This window comes from Pseudoalteromonas sp. OF5H-5 (assembly GCF_021530695.1).
Lineage (GTDB): Bacteria > Pseudomonadota > Gammaproteobacteria > Enterobacterales > Alteromonadaceae > Pseudoalteromonas.
This window is the reverse complement of the sequence record NZ_JAKGBF010000011.1, coordinates 184,254-205,320: the sequence shown is the minus strand read 5'-3', so window position 1 is coordinate 205,320 and position 21,067 is coordinate 184,254. Positions and strand designations below refer to the sequence as shown.

General features: G+C 42.7%; 15 protein-coding genes. 12 read left to right on the top strand and 3 right to left on the bottom strand.

The window, feature by feature from the left end; translation table 11 throughout:
• Positions 1 to 105 precede the first annotated feature (105 nt).
• Positions 106 to 2,886, bottom strand: coding sequence for a serine/threonine-protein kinase (locus tag L1271_RS16795; RefSeq protein WP_235368320.1), 2,781 nt, complete (start codon positions 2,884 to 2,886; stop codon positions 106 to 108).
• An 18-nt stretch (positions 2,887 to 2,904) separates the two neighbouring features.
• The gene (locus L1271_RS16790; protein WP_206473067.1) at positions 2,905 to 3,453 is read right to left on the bottom strand and encodes an ECF-type sigma factor; all 549 of its coding nucleotides are present in this window, start codon (positions 3,451 to 3,453) and stop codon (positions 2,905 to 2,907) included.
• Positions 3,454 to 3,809: 356 nt separating this feature from the next.
• Between L1271_RS16790 and L1271_RS16785 the strand changes: the two genes are divergently transcribed.
• Positions 3,810 to 3,956: a hypothetical protein gene (locus L1271_RS16785; protein ID WP_158299130.1), complete on the top strand. Its 147-nt coding sequence runs from the start codon at positions 3,810 to 3,812 to the stop codon at positions 3,954 to 3,956.
• 76 nt (positions 3,957 to 4,032) lie between these two features.
• Here the strand turns inward: L1271_RS16785 and L1271_RS16780 are convergent, their stop codons facing one another.
• Entirely contained in the window at positions 4,033 to 7,458 is a 3,426-nt protein-coding gene (locus tag L1271_RS16780; protein ID WP_235368319.1) for a PAS domain-containing hybrid sensor histidine kinase/response regulator, read from the bottom strand.
• A gap of 410 nt (positions 7,459 to 7,868) precedes the next feature.
• Between L1271_RS16780 and L1271_RS16775 the strand changes: the two genes are divergently transcribed.
• The 11 genes from L1271_RS16775 (at position 7,869) to L1271_RS16725 (ending at position 21,006) form a co-directional block, all read left to right on the top strand.
• On the top strand, positions 7,869 to 8,132 hold the full coding sequence (locus L1271_RS16775) for a DUF4212 domain-containing protein (RefSeq protein ID WP_010607553.1): 264 nt from the start codon (positions 7,869 to 7,871) through the stop codon (positions 8,130 to 8,132).
• A gap of 11 nt (positions 8,133 to 8,143) precedes the next feature.
• Positions 8,144 to 9,868 (top strand): sodium:solute symporter family protein, encoded by a 1,725-nt coding sequence (locus tag L1271_RS16770; protein ID WP_017216580.1) that lies wholly within the window; start codon positions 8,144 to 8,146, stop codon positions 9,866 to 9,868.
• Between the two features lie 90 nt (positions 9,869 to 9,958).
• A complete protein-coding gene (locus L1271_RS16765) occupies positions 9,959 to 11,797 on the top strand; it encodes a DUF294 nucleotidyltransferase-like domain-containing protein (protein ID WP_235368318.1) in 1,839 nt (612 codons plus the stop codon).
• Positions 11,798 to 11,800: 3 nt separating this feature from the next.
• Complete coding sequence (locus L1271_RS16760; RefSeq protein WP_235368317.1) at positions 11,801 to 12,418, top strand: 3'-5' exonuclease; 618 nt, start codon at positions 11,801 to 11,803, stop codon at positions 12,416 to 12,418.
• A 109-nt stretch (positions 12,419 to 12,527) separates the two neighbouring features.
• The gene (gene epd / locus L1271_RS16755) at positions 12,528 to 13,538 is read left to right on the top strand and encodes an erythrose-4-phosphate dehydrogenase (RefSeq protein WP_010607557.1); all 1,011 of its coding nucleotides are present in this window, start codon (positions 12,528 to 12,530) and stop codon (positions 13,536 to 13,538) included.
• A 127-nt stretch (positions 13,539 to 13,665) separates the two neighbouring features.
• Positions 13,666 to 14,844 (top strand): phosphoglycerate kinase, encoded by a 1,179-nt coding sequence (locus L1271_RS16750; RefSeq protein ID WP_088529723.1) that lies wholly within the window; start codon positions 13,666 to 13,668, stop codon positions 14,842 to 14,844.
• A 198-nt stretch (positions 14,845 to 15,042) separates the two neighbouring features.
• Positions 15,043 to 16,107 (top strand): class II fructose-bisphosphate aldolase, encoded by a 1,065-nt coding sequence (fba, locus tag L1271_RS16745; protein ID WP_010378749.1) that lies wholly within the window; start codon positions 15,043 to 15,045, stop codon positions 16,105 to 16,107.
• A 528-nt stretch (positions 16,108 to 16,635) separates the two neighbouring features.
• Positions 16,636 to 17,589: a porin gene (locus tag L1271_RS16740; protein ID WP_010607560.1), complete on the top strand. Its 954-nt coding sequence runs from the start codon at positions 16,636 to 16,638 to the stop codon at positions 17,587 to 17,589.
• A 301-nt stretch (positions 17,590 to 17,890) separates the two neighbouring features.
• Positions 17,891 to 18,580, top strand: coding sequence for a phosphate regulon transcriptional regulator PhoB (phoB, locus tag L1271_RS16735; RefSeq protein ID WP_010378755.1), 690 nt, complete (start codon positions 17,891 to 17,893; stop codon positions 18,578 to 18,580).
• 51 nt (positions 18,581 to 18,631) lie between these two features.
• Positions 18,632 to 19,960: a phosphate regulon sensor histidine kinase PhoR gene (phoR, locus tag L1271_RS16730; RefSeq protein WP_010607561.1), complete on the top strand. Its 1,329-nt coding sequence runs from the start codon at positions 18,632 to 18,634 to the stop codon at positions 19,958 to 19,960.
• A 77-nt stretch (positions 19,961 to 20,037) separates the two neighbouring features.
• Complete coding sequence (locus L1271_RS16725) at positions 20,038 to 21,006, top strand: PstS family phosphate ABC transporter substrate-binding protein (protein ID WP_017216573.1); 969 nt, start codon at positions 20,038 to 20,040, stop codon at positions 21,004 to 21,006.
• Positions 21,007 to 21,067: the final 61 nt, after the last annotated feature.

Sequence of the window (21,067 nt, the reverse complement as noted above, 5' to 3'; positions counted from 1 at the left end):
TTAATACCAATAGCGTTAATTAATTGACCAATTTTGAACTGAGAAAAGTAAGTTAAGCACCGCTATCGCTAAGGCTCTGCCAGAAATTACCATTATTCTGCAAAACTAGAGCAAAAGTAACACTGGACTTGCTATTTTGCACTCAGAAATAGGCTTGTTAATGTAGCAGTTTTGCAAGCTATGAAGTTCTTCTATCCGTCTGACTCCTCGGTGATTATAGGTTTGTTGTTTAGCCTTAGATAAATCTGTGTGTTTTTTATGCGGAATATTTTTCCAAAAATTAAGTAATGCCTCGCTACTATCATGCGAAACCGTTACATCAATTTTAGATGATGCTATTTTCGCTTGTTCAATATCTCCTCTAATTAACGCACTAAGCACCTTTACCTTATTTATATCATTCGAAAAACGAGTCTGTTCAGCTGAACTTCGTATAAACTCTTCAGCAGCTATAAAGCTTTCTTCAAGTTGTTTATACTCTTTTTTTGACAACTGTATAGTTAACTTGTGCATGATTGCGTCCCAAGTCGTTTTATTTCCCTTAGGATATATCTGCGAAAATACATCTACTGATTTCGAGTTATATTTTTTTGCTTGTTCCAGCTCCCCAATATTTGCATGAACAAAACCTAACCAGAAATACCTATGACCAGTTCGGCTATGAAGCTCTCCCGATGATAATAAATCAATTTTTAAAGCGGAGTTTAGCGTATCGATAGCTTGCTCGTGTCTTTTTAAATAAAATTGAGCAATGGCGAGATTACCTAAAATACTAGCTACATTGGGGTTGTTTTTACCTAGCACCTTTTTGGCGGTTGTAGCTGCTTTCAATAAATAGTGCTCTGATTGCTCAAAGTCTCCTCGTAGGCGTGAGGCTATCCCGATGTCATTCCATAAAAATGCCAGTTGTTCATGGTCCTCACCATAACTTTCTAAAAAAATGGACTCGCTAGACTTGTAATACTCGATCGCGAGTTCGAAATGATCCTGCATTTCTTCTATAAAGCCGATGTTTCTGTATGCATTACCGGTGGAAGGGTGCTGCTCACCGAGTACCTTTTTGGTAATGTTAAGGTGCTTTTTATATATCTTACTGGCCTTTTCAAGCTCACCTAAGCTACTTAGAATGTTGCCATGAGTATTGTAAACATCAAGTAGGCCAATATGGTCAGCAGGGTAGGTGGCTTCTGCCAGCTTAGCAGCTTTTTGTATTTCTTGCAGTGCTTCTTGAAACATGCTCTGCTCATCGTAAGCTATGGCTTTTTTTACTGATGCTTGAATGAGCTGTCTTTGTTGGTTTGCGGTGCTTGGAACTAGGTTTGCAAGTTTATCTAGCGTTTCAACGGCTTCTTTATTGTTGCCTCGCTTTAATTGAATCGCACTTCTAATGATGATTTTTTCTATCCACTCTTCACTACCATACCTTAGAGTGAGTTTGCTTAATAGCTCATCAGCTTGGTCATAAGCACCTTGATAGAACATGGTTTCTGCCAAGGGTATATTGAGCTTGTTGCTATCTATATCTGACTCTAACAGCATTCGTGCCCTTTCATAATCTCCGAGTGATAATAGTGCGCGAGAGATAATTTCTTTAATTTCTATTCTGGCGTCGTTCTGCTTAGGTAATTGAGTGTCTAAATTAGCGCTACCAGAATATAGAAGCTGTGCATAATCAGGCTTTTCTCCGTTGTAATATCTCGGATCTGCGGCATAAAAGACATCTTTTAAGTAGTTAACAATTGCCGACTTTTGCTGATACTGTTCATTTAAGTGTTGGTTTTTAACAATCAGTGCTGCGGTCATTGTGATGATTGCAAGTACTGCTACAGATAAAAGTGAGGTAAGAAATGGCTGACGGTAGAATCGTTTTTGCAACCTATAAAGAATTGTATTTTTCTTTGTTGTAGCTGATAAAGGCTTTTTTTCATAAACTGCATGAAGATCGGCCTGCAATAAGGCGATTGAACTATATCTTATTGATAAGGCCGCTGAAGTTGCTCTGTCTAATACTGCAAGTAAATCAGCATTAACTTTAGCCCTATTAGTTTCCGAATTTAATCGTTTTTTTAAGATCTTGCCCAAGCTATACACATCACTTTGTGTGGTTAATGGCTCTCCAGCAAGCTGCTCTGGGCTGGCGTAGTCTCTACTTAGCCCATTGATATATGCTGAATAGGTTGCGTTACTTTGCTCGCTTAGCGTATGAGCTACGCCAAAGTCAACCAGTTTTGGCTCACCCAGCTTATCCACCAAGATATTATCGGGCTTTAAATCACCATGAATAATTCGATTTTGGTGAGAGTAGCTTACTGCATCACATACTTTAATCAGTAGCTTCAGCATTTCATCATTAGTCGCAGTTGCACAAAACTGCTGTAAGGGGTCGCTTTCTATGTATTCCATGATTAGGTAAATTAGGCCACTTTCTGTTGTGCCAACGTCGTACACTTTAGCAATATTGGGGTGGTTTAAGCGGGCCAAATATTGCGCTTCTTTAAACGCGAGTTCTTTTGAGGTTAACAAAGTGATTGATGGCGCAATAATTTTAATGGCGACTTGTTGTTCTAGTTGGCCGTCGCAGCGCTCAGCAAGATACACCACCCCCATACCGCCCGAGCCCAGTAGCGTTTTGAGTTTAAAGTGTTGGATCTGTTCACCGGTGAGTGAAAGCAAATCTTTATCTGCATCTAAAGTATCTACTTGAGCCGCAATGATATTGCTAAACAAAGTTTGCTGCACATTTTGTTCATGTGCTGAGATTAATGCCGTTACTTCATCTCTCAGTTGTGGCGACAATTCGGGTATGCTATTTAAACCCGCGGTCAGGTTTTGAGAATAATTGTCAAGTAAGTGATCAAATACGCTGAGCGCATCATTAAAAGTCATAGGGCTTCCTTTATTATTTTACGCATTTACCCTGATAAAGGCTTTTGCGGCTTTGAGCTCTCTATAAACAGTCGCTGTTGAAATATTAAGTTGCTGAGCCAATTGTTCAGGCTCAAGGCCCAAAAAATAATGCTGTGAAAAAATATCTGCTTTTGTTGGGTGTTGTTTCGCAAGCAGTGAAAGGGCACTATCTAGTGCTAGATATTGGTCAGGAGGTGCCTCTGTAGCTTCTTCAATCCAATAAGTAGGTGGTGTTCTCTTTTGTGCTTTTAATTTGCGAATTTCATCTCGTAGCATATTACGTACAAAAAGGCTTAAGTAGCGATTAAAGTGTGTCTTATGCTCAATGCCATAGCTTGGAGGGATCAATTCCATTAAGGATTGGTGCAAGAGGCAGGTAGTATTAGGCAAATGGCTTAGAATGAATGTCGCGTCCATTTGTTTCTTGTGTGCTTCAAGGTGTAAACTACAAACGGTTTTTAAGTGGTTATAAACTAAGGCTTTAAGCTTTTTCTCACTTTCTTTGCTGCCTCTTTGCCAATCGGCCAGCAGTGCAATGATATCCATGCGCATTCCCTATCTTGTTATTACTTCATTATCCTAGCAACAAATAGGTATCAAATGTAATTAATTTCTAGCTGGCAGAAAAAATCTCACAGGTTTTTCGTTAAGACGATTTTTGTCAGATAGTTCAATAGTGAAGTTATCACTTAGGTGTAACTGCATCGCAATGAAAGCACGTAAAGAACCGTGTTGCGTTACTTTAAAGGACCGAGGAGGGATATCCATGAAAAATAGATTTACGTTGAGTTGTATTGCCTTGGGTTTGCTATTGGCAGGTTCTGGCTCTGATGATTCATCTCCAGACAGTCCAAATAATGATAATTTAGGGGATAAGACCACTGATAGAAGAGATTTCGGATGTGACTGTTGATGAGTTGTTTATTGCACAGCACAAGAGCCAGTTTAGTTTAGTGATGACTGTGAAGGGAGAGATTTTTTATACAGCCGAACAAGTTAGCGACTTCGTAGAAGCTGAAAATCAATTACTGGCACTGGCATCACACTAGTTCTTGCTTAGCTTTACAATAATGGTAAAGCTTTGATATCCGAGACTAAAGCCTAAGTTTATTTAGGCTTTTTTGATCACCGTCCATGGTTGAGCAGAGCTTTGAGTTTTGCTGGCTTTACTGGCTTAGACAGGTAATGGATCTGCTCACTTTTAGCGGCGATTTTTACTTCTTCATCCCTCACGGCGGTAATTAAAATAGCTGGAACCGTATCTTGCCACATGGTGCGTAGCGATTTGATCAATGAGATCCCATCACAGTTATCGTTAAGTTGGTAATCCATCAAAATAACATCTGGTGCGGTATTATGTTTTGCGTAAGCAAGCGCGTCTTCTACTTTGTAAAACAGCTGATAGTAGCAATGCCATTTATCTAGCAGGCTCGCCATGGCTTCTAGGTTTTTCGGATCGTCATCAACCGCGATGACATTAAGTTGAGTTTTGCTTTGCGGTTTTTGGCTAATATCTTCTTTTACTTGGAGTAAATCCACATTGCCATAGGGTATGTCTATGGCAAAGCGGCTGCCTTGATTGACAACCGAGTTCACAGAAATTGTGATGGATAAGAGATCGCATAGACGTTTTACAACACCAAGCCCAAGCCCAATACCTTTATTATCGCCTGCTTGAATACGATAAAAATCGTTAAAGATCTTATTCTGCTCATGGTTTGAAATACCAGGACCGGTATCCCACACTTCAAGCCTTAAACTATGTTTACGGCGTCGACAGGCGATGAGCACTTTGCCACTGTCGGTATATTTAACGGCATTGGAAACCAGGTTTTGAATGATCCGGCGCAGGTAAGTGGTGTCACTGTGCACAATGCTGTGGGAGCTTCTCACCTTAAGCTCGAGACCTTTTTCTTTTGAAATGATGGCATACTCATTTGCCAGTGGTAGTAAGATATCGTCAATGTTGAAATGCCTAGGGGTTGGTTTCATTGCACCTTGCTCTAGTTTTGCAATATCTAAAAGCGCACTCATCAGATGTACGGTGGAGTCTAGGCTATCGGTGAGTTTTTCAAAGTTACCCTGATCTTTACTTATTAGATTGTGGGTATCAATCGCCGCTAAGTATAGGCGTGCGGCATTGAGTGGCTGCAAAATATCATGACTCGCAAGCGCTAAGAAGCGGGTTTTACTCTCATTTGCTTGTTCTGCTTCTTTTTTAGCTGCCATTAACGCCTGCTCTGTTTCGTGACGATTGGCTATTTCCGCTTTAAGATCCATATTAATAGTGCGGATCTCTTGGGTTCTGGCTTCAATACGGTTCTCTAGATCCATATTGATTTCTTCCAGTGCGTTTTGCGTCGCAATATGCGTAGTGATATCTGAAAAACTCGTCACAAACCCGCCTTCAGGCAGCGGGTTCCCCGTCATCTCAAATACTTGGCCATTACGACGGTGGCGAATAAAGTGGTGAGGAGTGCCATTTTTCAGATGTTGAACTCGTTTATCGACGTGTTTATCAATTTCACCAGGACCGCATTCACCGCGCTCGGCGTTAAATCGGATCACTTCCTCTATCGGTTGTCCGACTTCTAAGAAACCATCTGGGTAGGCGAACATCTCGTGATAACGCCTGTTCCATGCAACAAGTTTTAGATCTTTATCAACAACCGAAATCCCATGGCTTAGATTTTCTAATGAGGTATAAAGTAGGTTTTGGTTGAACTGTAGTGCTTGTGTGGTTTCATCAAAAAAGTTAACCACCTCTTCAAATGCCATTTGGCGACCCGATGACACGGTACGGATCAGAGCTTGGGCAGATGAAGCACCGAGCACTCCCGTGAGTGCGCGCTCGCAGAATGAGATAAATTCAGGAGCTGGGTACGCGTCATTATCTTCTAAAATATTATTTTGAGCATAGTGCCCGAGCAGTTGCTGACTACGCTGAACGCCCAAGAAGGTTTGTAGTAGCACTTTAAAGTCATACACGGTAGCGCGAACTTGTTTATTCAAGCGTTTAGAGAGAGCAGCCTGATCTTTAGGGTTTACGAATGCCGCGGCCTGAATACGGTCGATTAGGCGCTCCTGTGCACCGATAGAAAAGCTAATATAGCAGCTAATGTTAGCGAGCAGTGCAAGTAAAGTTCCTCGGGTGATAAGGGTCTGGCGCATTTCATAATCAAGTAATCCACCTGCTTCCAGAATTGGGAACATAAGAAATAGCATCCAGCAGATAAAACCAGCGATGAGCCCCGCATATACGCCATACGCATGGCCTTTGCGCCAATAAAGTCCACCGACAATTGCAGGCAATAGCTGAGTCACCAATGAGAAGGCAACTAAGCCCATATTTGCGAGTGCTTCACCATGACCAAACCATTGCTGGTACATATATGAAAGCAATAAGATTGCGGCGATAACAAAGCGTCGAACTAAGAGTATTTGACTCTTAAAACTGCTGTTAAGAATGTTCTTCTTAAATTTACGCTTGAACAACAAAGGCAATACTACATCGTTCGATAACATGGTGCTAAGTGTGAGAGTCGCAACGACTATCATGGCCGTTGCCGCTGATAAACCGCCGATAAAGACAAATGTAGCGAGGATCTGATGCTCCATCATGATAGGTAAAGCAAGTACGAAACTATCCGGTGCCGCACCATAGCCAATATCGGGGTGGATAGCGGCGGTAGCGATTGGGATGATCATGGCTGCTATCAATAACAAGTAAAGCGTAAATGCCCAGCGTGCGGTTTTTAAGTGTGAAGTGTTGTGGTTATCTACCACCACAACATGAAATTGTCGGGGCAAACAGACGATGGCAGCCGCTGCCATAAGCGTTTGTCCAACGAAGTTGAAGTTAAAGAAGTCAAAAGATTGCCAATGTTCGCTCAATGCTTCAAATGAGTCAGGAACTTGAGCTAAAGATTGCCATGCAAGCACGGCAACAATACCGAGTGCGAGTAACTTAACGATAGATTCAAAAGCAACGGCCAACATCAACCCTGAGCGATACTCAGTCACATCTACCTTTCTAGTGCCAAAGAAAATCGCAAATAATGCCATGATCAAGGTGCCAGCTAATGCGAGCGCAGTGCCAGATACTTGCTCATCCTGCTGTAATAACAAAAAGCTACTACTCAAGGCTTTGAGCTGGAGTGCAATATACGGAATGGTTGCCAATAGGGCTATCATCGTTACCATGACGGCCGTAGTTTGGCGTTTACCGTATCGTGCCGAAATGAAGTCGGCAATGGTGGTGATATTCTGCTTTTTACTGACCAATATGAGTTTGCGCAAAAAACCCTGACCGAACAAAAACAGTAAAATGGGCCCTAAAAGAATGGGGAAGTAATGCCAACTACTGGTGGCCGCAGTACCTACCGAGCCGTAATAAGTCCAGGAGGTACAATAAATCCCTAAGGAAAAGGCATAAACAAACGGATGATGACTAATTTTGAGTGCGCGGGGGGTGGTTTTATCTCCCCAGTTGGCGAGCCAAAAAAGTACACCAATATAAGCAGCGGCAACAAGGAGTAAAATGGCAGTCATAATGTTTGTTATAGTTTTTGGTATTAATATCGTCATACTTTAGCAAACAAATGGCACCCATAGTCTAGTTTACTCTATAATTTTATTTGAGATTTATATCTTATTTAAAATCAAAGTATTAGAGTTTTTCTTGGTGAGTAAAGACGTTCATTCACCATTCAAGTTAGACTAATGTCTTACTGTCGTATCCACTCATTGAAAATACATCTTCATCCAACCTGTTTTGACTTATCTTTTTGTTTATAAAGATTTTTTAATTTTAATGAATATCACGTATCTGCAGTTTACGTAAACGTTAATTTGCCGTTACGACTAAGGTCTCAATTTCAACTTACCAAGCCGTTGCTACTCTCATTAAGGTCTATTAACACAACTTGCTCCATGTTGGAGCGGGTGATAGGAGATTTAAAATGGCTTTTAAAAGTGAAGAACAAGCGAAAGCATATTGGTCAGAAAATCTCGCCTTGATGTTTAAGCTACTCGCTATCTGGTTTGTCGTTTCATTTGGATTCGGCATCCTGTTAGTTGATGTGCTCAACGAAGTTCGTTTTTTTGGATTTAAACTCGGATTTTGGTTTTCTCAGCAAGGCGCAATTTATACTTTTGTTGCGTTAATTTTTGTCTACGTTTCAAAAATGAATGCGTTGGACAAAAAATACGGCGTGGATGAGTGAGGAGCTAATCGATGGATGTTCAAATTTTAACTTTTATTATCGTCGGCCTTAGTTTTGCGCTTTATATTGGTATCGCTATCTGGGCGAGAGCTGGGTCCACGAATGAATTCTATGTTGCTGGCGGCGGTGTACCTCCTGTTGCAAACGGTATGGCAACTGCTGCAGATTGGATGAGTGCAGCGTCCTTTATTTCAATGGCGGGGATTATTTCCTTCGCTGGTTACGACGGCGGTGTTTACCTGATGGGGTGGACCGGCGGTTATGTATTACTTGCCCTGTGTTTAGCACCTTATTTGCGTAAATTTGGTAAGTTCACGGTACCAGATTTTATCGGTGATCGTTACTATTCTCAGGTTGCACGTGTGGTTGCGATCCTGTGTGCTATCTTCATCTGTTTTACCTATATTGCTGGTCAAATGCGTGGTGTTGGTGTGGTGTTCTCTCGTTTCCTCGAAGTGGATATTGAAACGGGTGTTTACATCGGAATGGTGATTGTATTCTTCTACGCGGTACTTGGCGGTATGAAGGGGATCACTTATACACAGGTCGCTCAATATTGTGTACTTGTGTTTGCTTATTTAGTTCCTGCTATTTTCATCTCACTGATGATGACAGGCCATTTACTACCACAAACTGGTTTTGGTGCGACGTTGGCTGATGGCTCGGGCACCTATCTACTCGACAAGCTAGATGGACTCAGTACCGAGCTCGGTTTTGCGCAGTACACCGAAGGCTCTAAGAGTATGGTTGACGTATTCGCTATTACCGCTGCACTTATGGTTGGTACTGCTGGTCTGCCACATGTAATTGTTCGCTTCTTCACCGTTCCTAGAGTAAAAGACACTCGTATTTCAGCTGCTTGGACCTTAGTGTTTATCGCTATCGTATATACAACTGCACCTGCTGTTGCGTCATTCGCTCGCGTAAACATGATCGACACTATCAACGGTAAAGATGGTAGTGGCACGGTATATGAAGAAGCACCACAGTGGGTGAAAAACTGGGAAAGAACAGGCCTTATCGTATTCAATGATAAGAATGGTGATGGCAAAATGCAGTACTCTGCAGGCAAGATTGATGATCCTGCAAGTGCAAACGAAGTGAAGATTGACCGCGATATTATGGTATTGGCAAATCCAGAAATTGCGAATCTGCCTGCGTGGGTGATTGCATTGGTCGCTGCAGGTGGTATTGCTGCGGCGCTATCGACAACCGCTGGTTTGCTACTGGTTATTTCAACATCGGTATCACATGACTTGTTGAAGCGTACCATCAAGCCGGATATCAACGATAAACAAGAATTGCTGGCTGCGCGCTTAGCGGCGATGGTAGCTATCGCAATCTCGGCGTACTTTGGTATAAACCCGCCAGGGTTTGTTGCCTCGGTGGTTGCATTTGCCTTCGGGTTGGCTGCGGCGAGTTTCTTCCCTGCAATTATCATGGGGATATTCTCTAAGCGAATGAATAAAGAAGGTGCGATTGCCGGCATGGTAACGGGTATAGGTTTCACTGCGGCTTATATTATTTACTTTAAGTTTGTCAGCCCTGAGCTAAATGCCCCTGCAAACTGGTTGTTTGGGATTTCTCCTGAAGGGATCGGTATTGTAGGTATGCTAGTGAACTTCGTTGTAGCTGCACTGGTTATGAAGGTAACCGCGGATACACCTGAAGAAGTCAAAGTGATGGTTGATGGGATCCGTAACCCTAAAGGGTCTAGCGCTGCTCACGCACACTAAGCAATGCTAATCGAATTTGCCCAGCCAGCGTGCTGGGCAAATTTGTTTTTGATAGCGCAAAATTGTAGACGATTAAAAGGATAGTTAGGTATGACGCCAGAAATTCAAGATGTCTTTCAGTTTGTTTATAAACAAGCCCCGTTTTCTGAATTGCCCGAAGCGGCTGCCAGCTACTTTTCAAAACATATCGAAATTGTTTATCTTAGCCAGACGAATCAACAAGAGTGGCTTCAAGATGGCAAGCCAAATCTATATTTGCTGCGCTCAGGTGTGGTTGATCTGATCTCAGCAAAAGACGAAGTCATTGGTCGTATGAGCGAGGGAGACTACTTTGGTTATCCTTCTTTATTAACCGGTGATGCTATTCAAAATCGCATCGAAGTTCAAAAAGATGGCTTGGTTTATATTCTCAATGAGCAGAACTTTGATTTTTTACGCCGAGAATATAAACCTTTTGAGCAATACTTTGTTAGAGCACACGCTAACCGACTACTTTCTTCTCGTTATAAACAGCAAAGCGAAACTTGGTCAGAGCGGAAAATATCTGAACTAATGACTAAAGATGCGGTTACTATCGCGCCGACAGCGAGTATTCGTGAGGCCGCCAAATTGATGAGCCAGCATCGTGTTTCATCAATTATGGTCACGGAGCAAGCGCGCTTGGTTGGCGTTGTGACGGATAGAGATCTGCGCAATCGAGTTCTAGCGCAAGACAAAGATCCCAGTGCTCCACTTGCTGAGATCATGACGGAAAAGCCAAAACATATTTTTGAAAACAACCGTGTGTTTTCGGCCCTGCATTTAATGCTTAAGCACAATATCCATCACTTGCCTGTGTTAAATGAAGCATATAAACCATTGGGCATGCTGACCAGCACCGATCTACTGAGACAGCAAAAAAGTGATCCGGTGCAACTTATTGGCAGGATCTATAAAGCACAAAATCTTCTGGCTATCAAAAACTGCGCTCAGGAGATCCCAGATCTATTGCGTCAATTTTCCTATCATATCGAAGATATTTCACTGATTGGCAAGCTATTAAGTGGCCTCACTGATGCGCTAACATCAAGATTAATCTATTTATATCAACAGCAGCATGGTGCTGCACCATGCCGTTTTGCGTGGATCTGTTTTGGCTCTCAGGCACGAGAAGAGCAGACCTTACATTCAGATCAAGACAATGGTTTGTTGCTACCAGACAATATCAGCGAAAACGATCGTCGTTACTTTGCTGCTTTAGGCGCGTTTGTTTGTGAGCAACTCAACGAGTGCGGTATTCAATCTTGCCCGGGAAATATCATGGCTAGTAATGCAGATTGCCGTGGCACAGTTGCCCAGTGGACCGCCAAATTTAGCAAGTGGATCTTGTCTCCTACGCCAAAAGCGATGCTTAATTGCAAGATCTACTTTGATATGCGTTTTATTGATGGCGCCAGCGATCTCTATGCGACCCTGCGCCAATCTTTGGAGCAGATCAGTCGAAACGAGTTGTTTTATGCGGCAATGGCGACAGACATCAACGCAAACTCGGTACCGATCGGGATCTTTCAACAATTTAAGCTGGAAAAAGACAAGAGCAAACATAAGTATTTAGATTTGAAAAAACGTGGGGTTGCCATTATCAACGACGTGGTTAGGTTGTATGCGCTAAAGGTTGGGGTTGCAAGAGCTAACACCTTAGAGCGCCTAGAGGCACTGACTAAAAGCCCATTACTTGCTAAATCGGATATCGACAATCTAAAAGACTGTTGGCGGTTTTTAACACAATTGCGGTTAAAGACCCAAATCAACCGTGAAGGGTTACCAGGAAATTGTATTAACCCAGAAAACCTCTCTTCTCTTGAGCGCCATCAACTCAAAGAAGCATTTTATTTAGTCAAACAAGCACAGCAGGCGAGTGCATTTAAGTTTGCTCGAGGGAGTTTATAAGCAATGAACTGGTTTTCTCACTCTGTTGCTAAGTGGCGCTATAAACATCTGCCGTTTGCGCAAGCCGAGTTGGTGGTGCTAGACCTTGAGCTCACCGGGCTTGATCCTAAGCGCCATGAAATTGTGTCGGCTGGTTGGTTGCCGATTAAAAATATGCGGATCCAAGTGAAAGATGCACAGTATCATTTGAACAGTGAAGTGCGAACGCTTGCACAAAGTCCAGTTTTTCACGGTATTGATAGTAGTCAATTGGCAGATGGTGAGTCCTTACAAACTTTGTTGCTGGCGCTTCAGCGCGCGCTCCACGGTAAAGTGTTGGTATGTCATAACGTACAGATGGATTGGGCGTTTCTTAAGGCGGCATTTCAGCGCTTTGAGCTAAACGTAAGACCTGCTTTGTTGTTAGATACCATGCTGATAGATAAGCGTCGTGTGTTAAAGCAAGGCTATCCGTTGGCGCAAGATGCATTAACACTAAACGCTTGTAGAATGCGTTATGGTTTACCTCCTCACCAATTGCATGATGCGCTTAGCGATGCTTTAGCGACAGCGGAACTACTGTTGGCGCAATCTCAGGCCATTTGTGCTGGCGGTAAATGTAAAATTGCGGATTTAACTTGAGTTAAAAAATTGCCCTAGCCCCTTACACATTTCACTCAGGTCGATTACAATAGCGCCATCAAAACGAAGGGGAACTTTCGTACTTGCGACTTCATGGATTTTCAATTTAATGACAATCAAGCTTGCAATTAATGGCTTTGGTCGAATAGGGCGTAATATCGTAAGAGCACTCTATGAGTCGGGTCGTCACCACGAAATACAAATTGTAGCCATCAATGAGTTGGCGGATCCTAAAGGGATCGCGCATCTTCTAAAATACGATACCTCACATGGGCGTTTTGCTTTTCCAGTTTCGTTAACAGAATCTTTTTTGGAAGTAGCTGAGGATAAGATCCAGTTATTTTCAGAGCCAGATCCAAGTCACCTGCCTTGGCGCGCGCTGGATGTTGATGTGGTGCTCGATTGCACTGGCGTCTATCATTCTCGTCAGCACGCACTTGCGCATATTCAGGCTGGGGCAAAGAAAGTATTATTTTCACATCCTGCTGATGCTGATGTTGATGCGACGGTGATCTTCGGTATCAACGAAGAAATACTGTTACCTGAGCACACCATTGTGTCTAACGGCTCATGTACAACAAACTGTATTGTTCCGGTAATTAAAGTGCTAGACGATAAGTTTGGTGTTGAGTCCGGTGCTATTACTACTATTCACGCCTCTATGCATGATCAACAAGTGATTGATGCTTATCACAGTGATTTGCGTCGTACGCGTGCGGCAAGCCAATCCATCATTCCTGTTGATACTAAGCTGGCTCGCGGTATTGAACGTATTTTACCTAAGTTCCAAGGTCGTTTTGAGGCGATCGCGGTACGGGTGCCAACAATCAATGTTACGGCGATGGATCTGAGTGTGACGCTCAATGAAAATGTCACAATTGATGCGGTAAACTCAGTTCTAAAGCAGGCTGCTGGTGGCCGTTTAGAAGGGGTACTGAGCTACACTGAAGAGCCGCTAGTGTCGGTTGATTTTAATCACGATCCACATTCTTGTATTATAGATGGTACGCAAACTCGAGTGAGTCACAAGCGCTTGGTTAAGCTACTAGTTTGGTGTGATAACGAGTGGGGTTTTGCTAATCGTATGCTTGATACCGCTTGCGTGATGATGCGTGGCTAATCATTTGTTTCAGACGCTGTTATAATCAAATTGTCTGCACAAAATTAAAACAATAATTCAAACCGAGGTAGCAAACGATTGCTGCCTTGTAGATAACAAAATGTATCGTTCTTTAAGGAGATGTCCAATGTCAGTCATTAAGATGGCGGATTTAGATTTAAACGGCAAGCGTGTGTTGATCCGCGAAGACCTAAATGTGCCAATTAAAGATGGCAAAGTCGCGTCGGACGCGCGGATCCGTGCTGCACTACCTAGTATCAAATTAGCGCTAGAAAAAGGTGCTAAAGTGATGGTGATGTCTCACCTTGGTCGTCCAACTGAGGGAGAATATGATGCACAATATTCTATGCAGCCGGTTGTGGATTATCTTAATGATGCGTTATCTCAAGATGTACGTTTAGTGACTGACTATCTTGACGGCGTGGATGTACAAGACAATGAAGTTATCGTATTCGAAAACGTGCGTTTTAACGTTGGCGAGAAAAAAGACGATGAAGTACTTGCGAAAAAACTAGCAGCGCTTTGTGATGTCTACGTGATGGATGCCTTTGGTACTGCGCACCGCGCACAGGCTTCAACACATGGTGTTGGCTTATACGCTGAGGTGGCTTGTGCAGGTCCATTGCTTGCGGCTGAACTAGACGCACTTGGCAAAGCACTAGATAACCCAGCTCGTCCTTTGGTGGCCATCGTTGGCGGCTCTAAAGTATCAACCAAACTAACCGTGCTTGATTCATTGTCTAAGGTTGTTGACCAACTCGTGACTGGTGGCGGTATTGCAAATACTTTCATTGCTGCAGCGGGTAACCCTGTCGGTAAGTCGCTGTACGAAGCGGATTTGATCCCTGAAGCGAACAAGCTAGTGGCCGCTGCTAGAGCGAATGACGGTGATATTCCTGTTCCGACGGATGTGGTTGTAGGTAATGAGTTTTCAGAATCTGCAGTTGCTACCATTAAAGATGTAAGCGAAGTGTCAGACGAAGACATGATCTTCGACATCGGTCCTGATACTGCAACTCAACTTGCTGAGATCATTGCAAATGCTGGCACTGTGGTTTGGAATGGCCCTGTGGGCGTATTCGAATTTGACCAGTTTGGTAATGGTACTGAAGCGATTGCCAATGCCATCGCTAAGTCGTCAGCATTCTCAATTGCTGGTGGTGGCGATACGTTAGCTGCTATCGATAAGTATGGTGTTGAGCAAGATATCTCTTATATTTCTACTGGTGGTGGTGCTTTCCTTGAATTCCTTGAGGGTAAAACACTTCCTGCGGTCGCCATGCTTGAGCAGCGAGCTAGAGACTAAAATTGATTGAGGTAGCGTTAAGCTGCCTCTTAATATCAGGTAAACATCACTCTCTCACATACTTGATGTTTGCTTGACGACGCGTAGCGTCCGGTTAGCCAACAAATAAAGTGGTTAACCTTATCAGCATTGGCTGGTGTAAACATATTATCCGTTCAAACCGATAGCGGTGGCTATCAACAATTGGAGAAAAGCAATATGGCTTTAATCAGTATGCGTCAACTTCTCGATCATGCAGCTGAGCATGGTTATGGCGTTCCGGCATTTAACGTGAATAACCAAGAGCAAATGCGTGCGATCATGGAAGCTGCGGACAAGACAAATAGTCCGGTTATCGTGCAAGGTTCTGCTGGTGCACGCAAATATGCTGGTGCACCATTTATCCGCCACATGATTTTAGCGGCTGTAGAAGAATGGCCTCATATTCCAGTTGTAATGCACCAAGATCATGGTACTTCACCTGCTGTATGTCAGCGCTCAATTCAACTTGGTTTCTCATCAGTCATGATGGACGGCTCTCTAATGGAAGACGGTAAAACGCCTTCAAGCTACGAGTATAATGTGGACGTTACTCGTCGTACCGTTGAAATGGCGCACGCGTGTGGCGTGTCTGTTGAGGGCGAGCTAGGTGTACTTGGTTCTCTTGAGACTGGTGAAGCTGGTGAAGAAGACGGTATTGGCGCTGAAGGTAAATTAACAGAAGATCAGCTACTGACAGATCCTGAAGAAGCTGCAGACTTCGTCAAGAAAACCAATGTAGATGCGCTTGCTATTGCATGTGGTACATCACACGGTGCTTATAAATTTACTCGTCCACCAACGGGCGATATCTTAGCAATTAACCGCATCAAAGAAATCCACGCTCGTATTCCTGATACTCACTTAGTAATGCATGGTTCGTCTTCAGTTCCGCAGGACTGGTTAGCAATCATCAATGAGTTTGGTGGTGAAATCCCTGAGACTTACGGTGTACCGGTTGAGCAAATTGTTGAAGGTATTAAATTCGGTGTTCGTAAAGTTAATATCGATACCGATCTACGTTTAGCATCAACAGGTGCTATTCGTCGCCACCTTGCGCAAAACCCAAGCAATTTCGATCCACGCAAATTCTTAGCTGAAGCGACGAAAGCGATGACTGAGATCTGTATTGCGCGCTACGAAGCGTTCGGTACAGCAGGTCAAGCAGCTAAGATCAAGCCAATTTCACTTGATGATATGCACTTGAGATATCTAACTGGTGAGTTAGATCCTAAAGTGAAATAACTTACCGGATCAAAATTTGACTAAGTAAAATTGTGCATCGCACTTTGATACTTCGAAAAGCCTCTGAAATAGAGGCTTTTTTGTATCTGATCCTTGATTTTAAACCTAGCTTAATAGGGTTTGCTGGATGAAAATATACTTAGATCGCCATTTTACTAGCGAGGTAAATAGGGATCAGATCTTTACTAACAAAGATCATTGTTTAACTAAGTAGATATATTTCAAAACCTCAGATCAATAAGTTAGCCTCGCTTAGATCATTTTTATACCAACGTGATCCAGCGTTAAGTAGTAAGAGGTTAGTAAGAAAATGATCTTGGGGACGATCTTGTTGGTAAAAATCTGATCCTGACTATAGATGATCTCTAGCAGTTAATAAAATACTGATCCCGGAGTCAGTTTCTTGATCTCCAGCTAAAAGTGTCTAACTTTAACAATACGAGATCTGTTCGCTACGTCCTCTCTGTCTGGCTTCGGCATCTCAAACCTTGTTGTACTGCGCCCAAATACTATCCAAGGTGATCAAAGGTGAAAATGAAATACCTACCATTTGTTGCTCTAAGCCTTTGCTCTATGAGTGTTTGTAGTTATGCAAACGAAGCTGTATCTCTATACGGTAGAGCTCATGTCGGGGTGCAAAACTCTGATAAAGACGGTGATAGCGATACTTCAATTGAGAGTTATAACTCTCGCATGGGGTTAAAGGGATCGACAAAGCTGCAGGATGGGCTTGAGGTCTTTTATAAATATGAATTCCAAGTTGAGATCACAGATCAAGACAAAGATGGTAAGTCAGGTGATAACCTTACAGCACGCTCTCAGTATCTTGGGGTTAAAGGGAGCTATGGTCAGCTCCTGATCGGCCGTGATGATACACCGATGAAAAAGTCGCAAGGCAAAGTGGACTTAATGAATGACTTTTCTGGTGATATTAATTCGTTCTTTGTTGGTGAAAATCGCCTTGGTGACACCGTGCAATATACAACTCCGGCTATTAATCATTTGCAGTTTACAGTGAGTTATATTGCCGAAGACAACAGCAAACAAAACGGTGAAGATGGCTTATCTTTGTCGGCAAGTTACGGTGATAGCAAACTCAAAAAAACCAATGTATATGTTGCTGTTGCCCACGACAATAAAGTTGCGGGACAAGACATTAATCGCGTGACGGTACAAGGAAAACTAGGGGACTTTAAACTCGGCGGTATGTATCAACAAAATGAAGCGATTGATAGTGATGAAGAAGTAGATAGCTTCATGGTGAGTGCTGCTTACCAGATTGAGTCATATACCTTACTGGCTCAATATCAAGATTCGGATGGGGCTGCAGGTAAGCTGAAAGACTCTGGCAATGCAGCCTCAGTAGGTGTGGAAAAAAGTCTAAGTAAACAAGCTCGTATGTATCTTTGGTATTCGAAATTTTCTTTGGATAACAACGAAGATCACAACACGATGGCGGTCACATTGAGATATGACTTTTAATTTACAAAGGCGTAAGGCTATTTACAAAAAGCATGCTGATTTTGCGGTGAATTGCAGCGTAGTTTTTGTAGTATGGTTTGGAGATCGTAGTCCATATTTCGAAAACACTATTTTGAGACCAATATTTTAGTATGAAATATATTTAAAATCATATTATTACAAATAAATAAGGTATTCCCTTTGTAGCCAAAAAAGAGATTTTTTTGGCTTGTTTTGCGTTTACACGTTACACTTTCATAAAAATGTCACAGTTAGTCATAATAATGACATCAACAACGTCGGTAACGAGAGAACATTGGGAATGTCACGTAAAGTACTTGTAGTTGATGATGAAGCACCTATCAGAGAAATGTTGGTGTTCGTACTAGAGCAAAATGGTTTTCAAGCAATTGAAGCGGAAGACTATGATTCAGCAGTTGCTGCTATGGTAGAACCTTATCCAGATATGGTGCTACTAGACTGGATGCTGCCAGGAGGCAGTGGTATTCAAATTGCTAAAAAGTTTAAGCAAAGTGAATATACCCGTCAGATCCCAATCATCATGCTAACGGCAAGAGGTGAAGAGGAAGACAAAGTTAAAGGATTAGAGGTTGGTGCGGATGATTATGTGACAAAGCCTTTCTCTCCTAAAGAGCTAATGGCTCGTATTAAAGCGGTAATGCGTCGAGTTTCACCGACGTCGCTAGAAGAAGCGATAGAAGTTCACGGATTACGTTTAGACCCTATTTCTCACCGAGTGACATCTGCGGGCACTGAGTTAGATATGGGGCCGACAGAGTTTCGTTTATTACATTTCTTCATGACACACCCTGAACGTGTTTATAGCCGTGAACAGCTGTTAGATCACGTATGGGGCACTAATGTGTACGTTGAAGACCGCACTGTAGACGTTCATATTCGTCGCTTACGTAAAGCTATCGCACCGCTTGGCCACGATCGCTTAGTGCAAACCGTACGTGGTGCAGGTTACCGCTTTTCGAGTAAACTGTAATTAGTATTCCAAGAGGAACTGAATTATTTGGTTCCTAAATGGATTTAGTCTATGTATCGAGTGATTGATAAACAGGCGTTAACGAGACGCCTGTTTTTGTATTTCCTACCACTAGCCTTAATTGGCTATTTAGTCAGTGCACCTTTTCTGTTTCTTTTCATAGGTGCTTTCGTCTTATTAGTTTGGCATTACAAACAACTCTATCGTTTGAGCGACTGGCTGCTCAACCAACGTAGTTTTAATCCACCTGAAGGTAAGGGCGCTTGGGAGCAAGTGTTTGAAGGGATCTATCAGCTTCAGCAACGTAATCGTAAAAAGCGTAATGAGCTCGCGGAACTGATCCGACGCTTTCGTGAGGGGGCTGAAGCTATCCCAGACGCGGTCGTTGTACTGCAACAAGATCTCAGTATTGTGTGGTGTAACCAATTAGCTTTGAAAGTGTTAGGTTTGCAATGGCCTACAGATCATGGTCAAAGATTGGATAACCTTATCCGAGATCCTAAATTTGTAAAATACATGCATGAACATCGCTTTGATGAAGCATTAGAGCTTGAGACCGGACTTGCACATGAGCAAGTGTTGGAAATACGAGTCATGCCTTATGCCGAGCAGCTTATGCTAGTGGCGCGTGATGTCAGCCGACTAAAGCAATTAGAGCAAATGCGCAAAGACTTTGTCGCAAATGTATCTCATGAGCTAAGGACGCCGCTAACCGTCATGGCTGGCTATCTAGAGATGATGGATAGCGATAATATGCCACCCCCCGCGATGTGGGCTAAAGCACATGGCACTATGATAGATCAGTGTAAACGGATGGATAGTCTGGTAAATCAACTTCTTTCCTTGTCTCGAATCGAAGGGGCGAGAAAGCAAGACAATGACAAAGCCGTGAATATTCCTGCCATGCTTGATCTTATTCATACCGAAGCGAAGTCACTTAATCAGGAAAAGGGCCATGAGCTCGTTTTTGATATTGATCCGACTTTGGATATCAAAGGGGCTGGGGATGAGTTACGCAGTGCTTACTCAAATTTAATTTTTAATGCTATTCATTACACCAAACCCGGTGGGCACATTCGTGTACGTTGGTATTTAGAAAACGACTTGCCGACGTTTAGTGTCGTCGATAATGGTGATGGTATTGCGCCTGAACACATTAACCGACTAACTGAACGTTTTTACCGTGTGGATAAAGCACGAAGCCGAAAAACAGGCGGTTCGGGTCTTGGTTTAGCAATTACTAAACATGTGTTATCTCGTCATGACTCAGCTTTACATATTGAAAGCAAAGTGGGTGAAGGCTCTCGCTTTTGGTTTGCTTTCCCCAAACAAAAGCGAATTTTTATGACAAATGATGAAAGTCATAAAAGTGTAATTTAAGAGTAATTTTATTGTCATTTTATCGCTGCACAATGAGCTGCGTAAAATAACTGGGACCAACAACTGGAGTGACCCCAATGAAATTTAAAAGCTTAGTTGCCGCAATGGGTGTGGCTATTACTACATTAGTTTCTACTCAAGTATCTGCTTTAGACGAAAAGTTACCAGAGTATAATAAAACCAGCGGTATCTCAGGAAACTTCTCTTCTGTAGGTTCTGATACGCTTGCCAACATGATGACGTTTTGGGCAGAAGAATATAAAAGAATTTACCCTAACGTAAATATCCAAATCCAAGCTGCTGGTTCTTCTACTGCGCCACCAGCACTAACGGAAGCAACGGCAAACTTCGGCCCTATGAGCCGTAAGATGAAGTCAAAAGAAATCGAAGCTTTTGAAAAGCGTTATGGTTATAAGCCAACAGAAATCCGCGTAGCAATTGATGCGCTCGCAGTATTTGTACACAAAGATAACCCAATTGAAGGCTTAACAATTGAACAGGTTGATTCAATCTTCTCTTCAACGCGCAAGTGTGGTTCGGCAGCACAGGCAAATCGCTGGAGTGATGTTGGTCTAACGGGTGATTGGGCAGCAAAAGATATTCAGCTTTATGGTCGTAACTCAGTATCTGGTACTTATGGTTACTTCAAGAAAAAAGCACTGTGTAAAGGTGACTTCCGCAATAATGTTAACGAGCAGCCAGGTTCTGCGTCTGTAGTACAGTCTATCTCGTCTTCAGTGAATGCGATTGGTTACTCTGGTATTGGTTATAAAACGTCAGGCGTACGTACCGTACCACTAGCGAAAAAAGGCACGAACTACGTTGATGCAACATTAGAAAATGTGGCACAGGGCAAATACCCACTGTCTCGCTTCCTATATCTATATGTGAACAAGCACCCTAATAAAGAATTAGCACCTATCGAGGCTGAATTCTTGAAGATGGTATTGTCTAAAGAAGGTCAAAAGATTGTTGAGAAAGATGGTTACGTTCCTCTTTCTAGCGAAATGGCGACACGTGAATTGAAAAAGTTAGGTTTACTTTAATCAATTACTCAACCCGCTAATTACTTGTTGTTATTGATGCCGCTCATTGAGCGGCATTTTT

Bases quoted from the DNA above. Each gene is read 5' to 3' on its own strand.
- fba (WP_010378749.1), top strand. From the start codon at position 15,043: ATGGCTTTAATCAGTATGCGTCAACTTCTCGATCATGCAGCTGAGCAT.
- phoR (WP_010607561.1), top strand. From the start codon at position 18,632: ATGTATCGAGTGATTGATAAACAGGCGTTAACGAGACGCCTGTTTTTG.
- L1271_RS16765 (WP_235368318.1), top strand. From the start codon at position 9,959: ATGACGCCAGAAATTCAAGATGTCTTTCAGTTTGTTTATAAACAAGCC.
- epd (WP_010607557.1), top strand. From the start codon at position 12,528: ATGACAATCAAGCTTGCAATTAATGGCTTTGGTCGAATAGGGCGTAAT.
- L1271_RS16760 (WP_235368317.1), top strand. From the start codon at position 11,801: ATGAACTGGTTTTCTCACTCTGTTGCTAAGTGGCGCTATAAACATCTG.
- L1271_RS16750 (WP_088529723.1), top strand. From the start codon at position 13,666: ATGTCAGTCATTAAGATGGCGGATTTAGATTTAAACGGCAAGCGTGTG.
- phoB (WP_010378755.1), top strand. From the start codon at position 17,891: ATGTCACGTAAAGTACTTGTAGTTGATGATGAAGCACCTATCAGAGAA.
- L1271_RS16795 (WP_235368320.1), bottom strand. From the start codon at position 2,886: ATGACTTTTAATGATGCGCTCAGCGTATTTGATCACTTACTTGACAAT.
- L1271_RS16790 (WP_206473067.1), bottom strand. From the start codon at position 3,453: ATGGATATCATTGCACTGCTGGCCGATTGGCAAAGAGGCAGCAAAGAA.
- L1271_RS16725 (WP_017216573.1), top strand. From the start codon at position 20,038: ATGAAATTTAAAAGCTTAGTTGCCGCAATGGGTGTGGCTATTACTACA.
- L1271_RS16775 (WP_010607553.1), top strand. From the start codon at position 7,869: ATGGCTTTTAAAAGTGAAGAACAAGCGAAAGCATATTGGTCAGAAAAT.
- L1271_RS16780 (WP_235368319.1), bottom strand. From the start codon at position 7,458: ATGACTGCCATTTTACTCCTTGTTGCCGCTGCTTATATTGGTGTACTT.
- L1271_RS16770 (WP_017216580.1), top strand. From the start codon at position 8,144: ATGGATGTTCAAATTTTAACTTTTATTATCGTCGGCCTTAGTTTTGCG.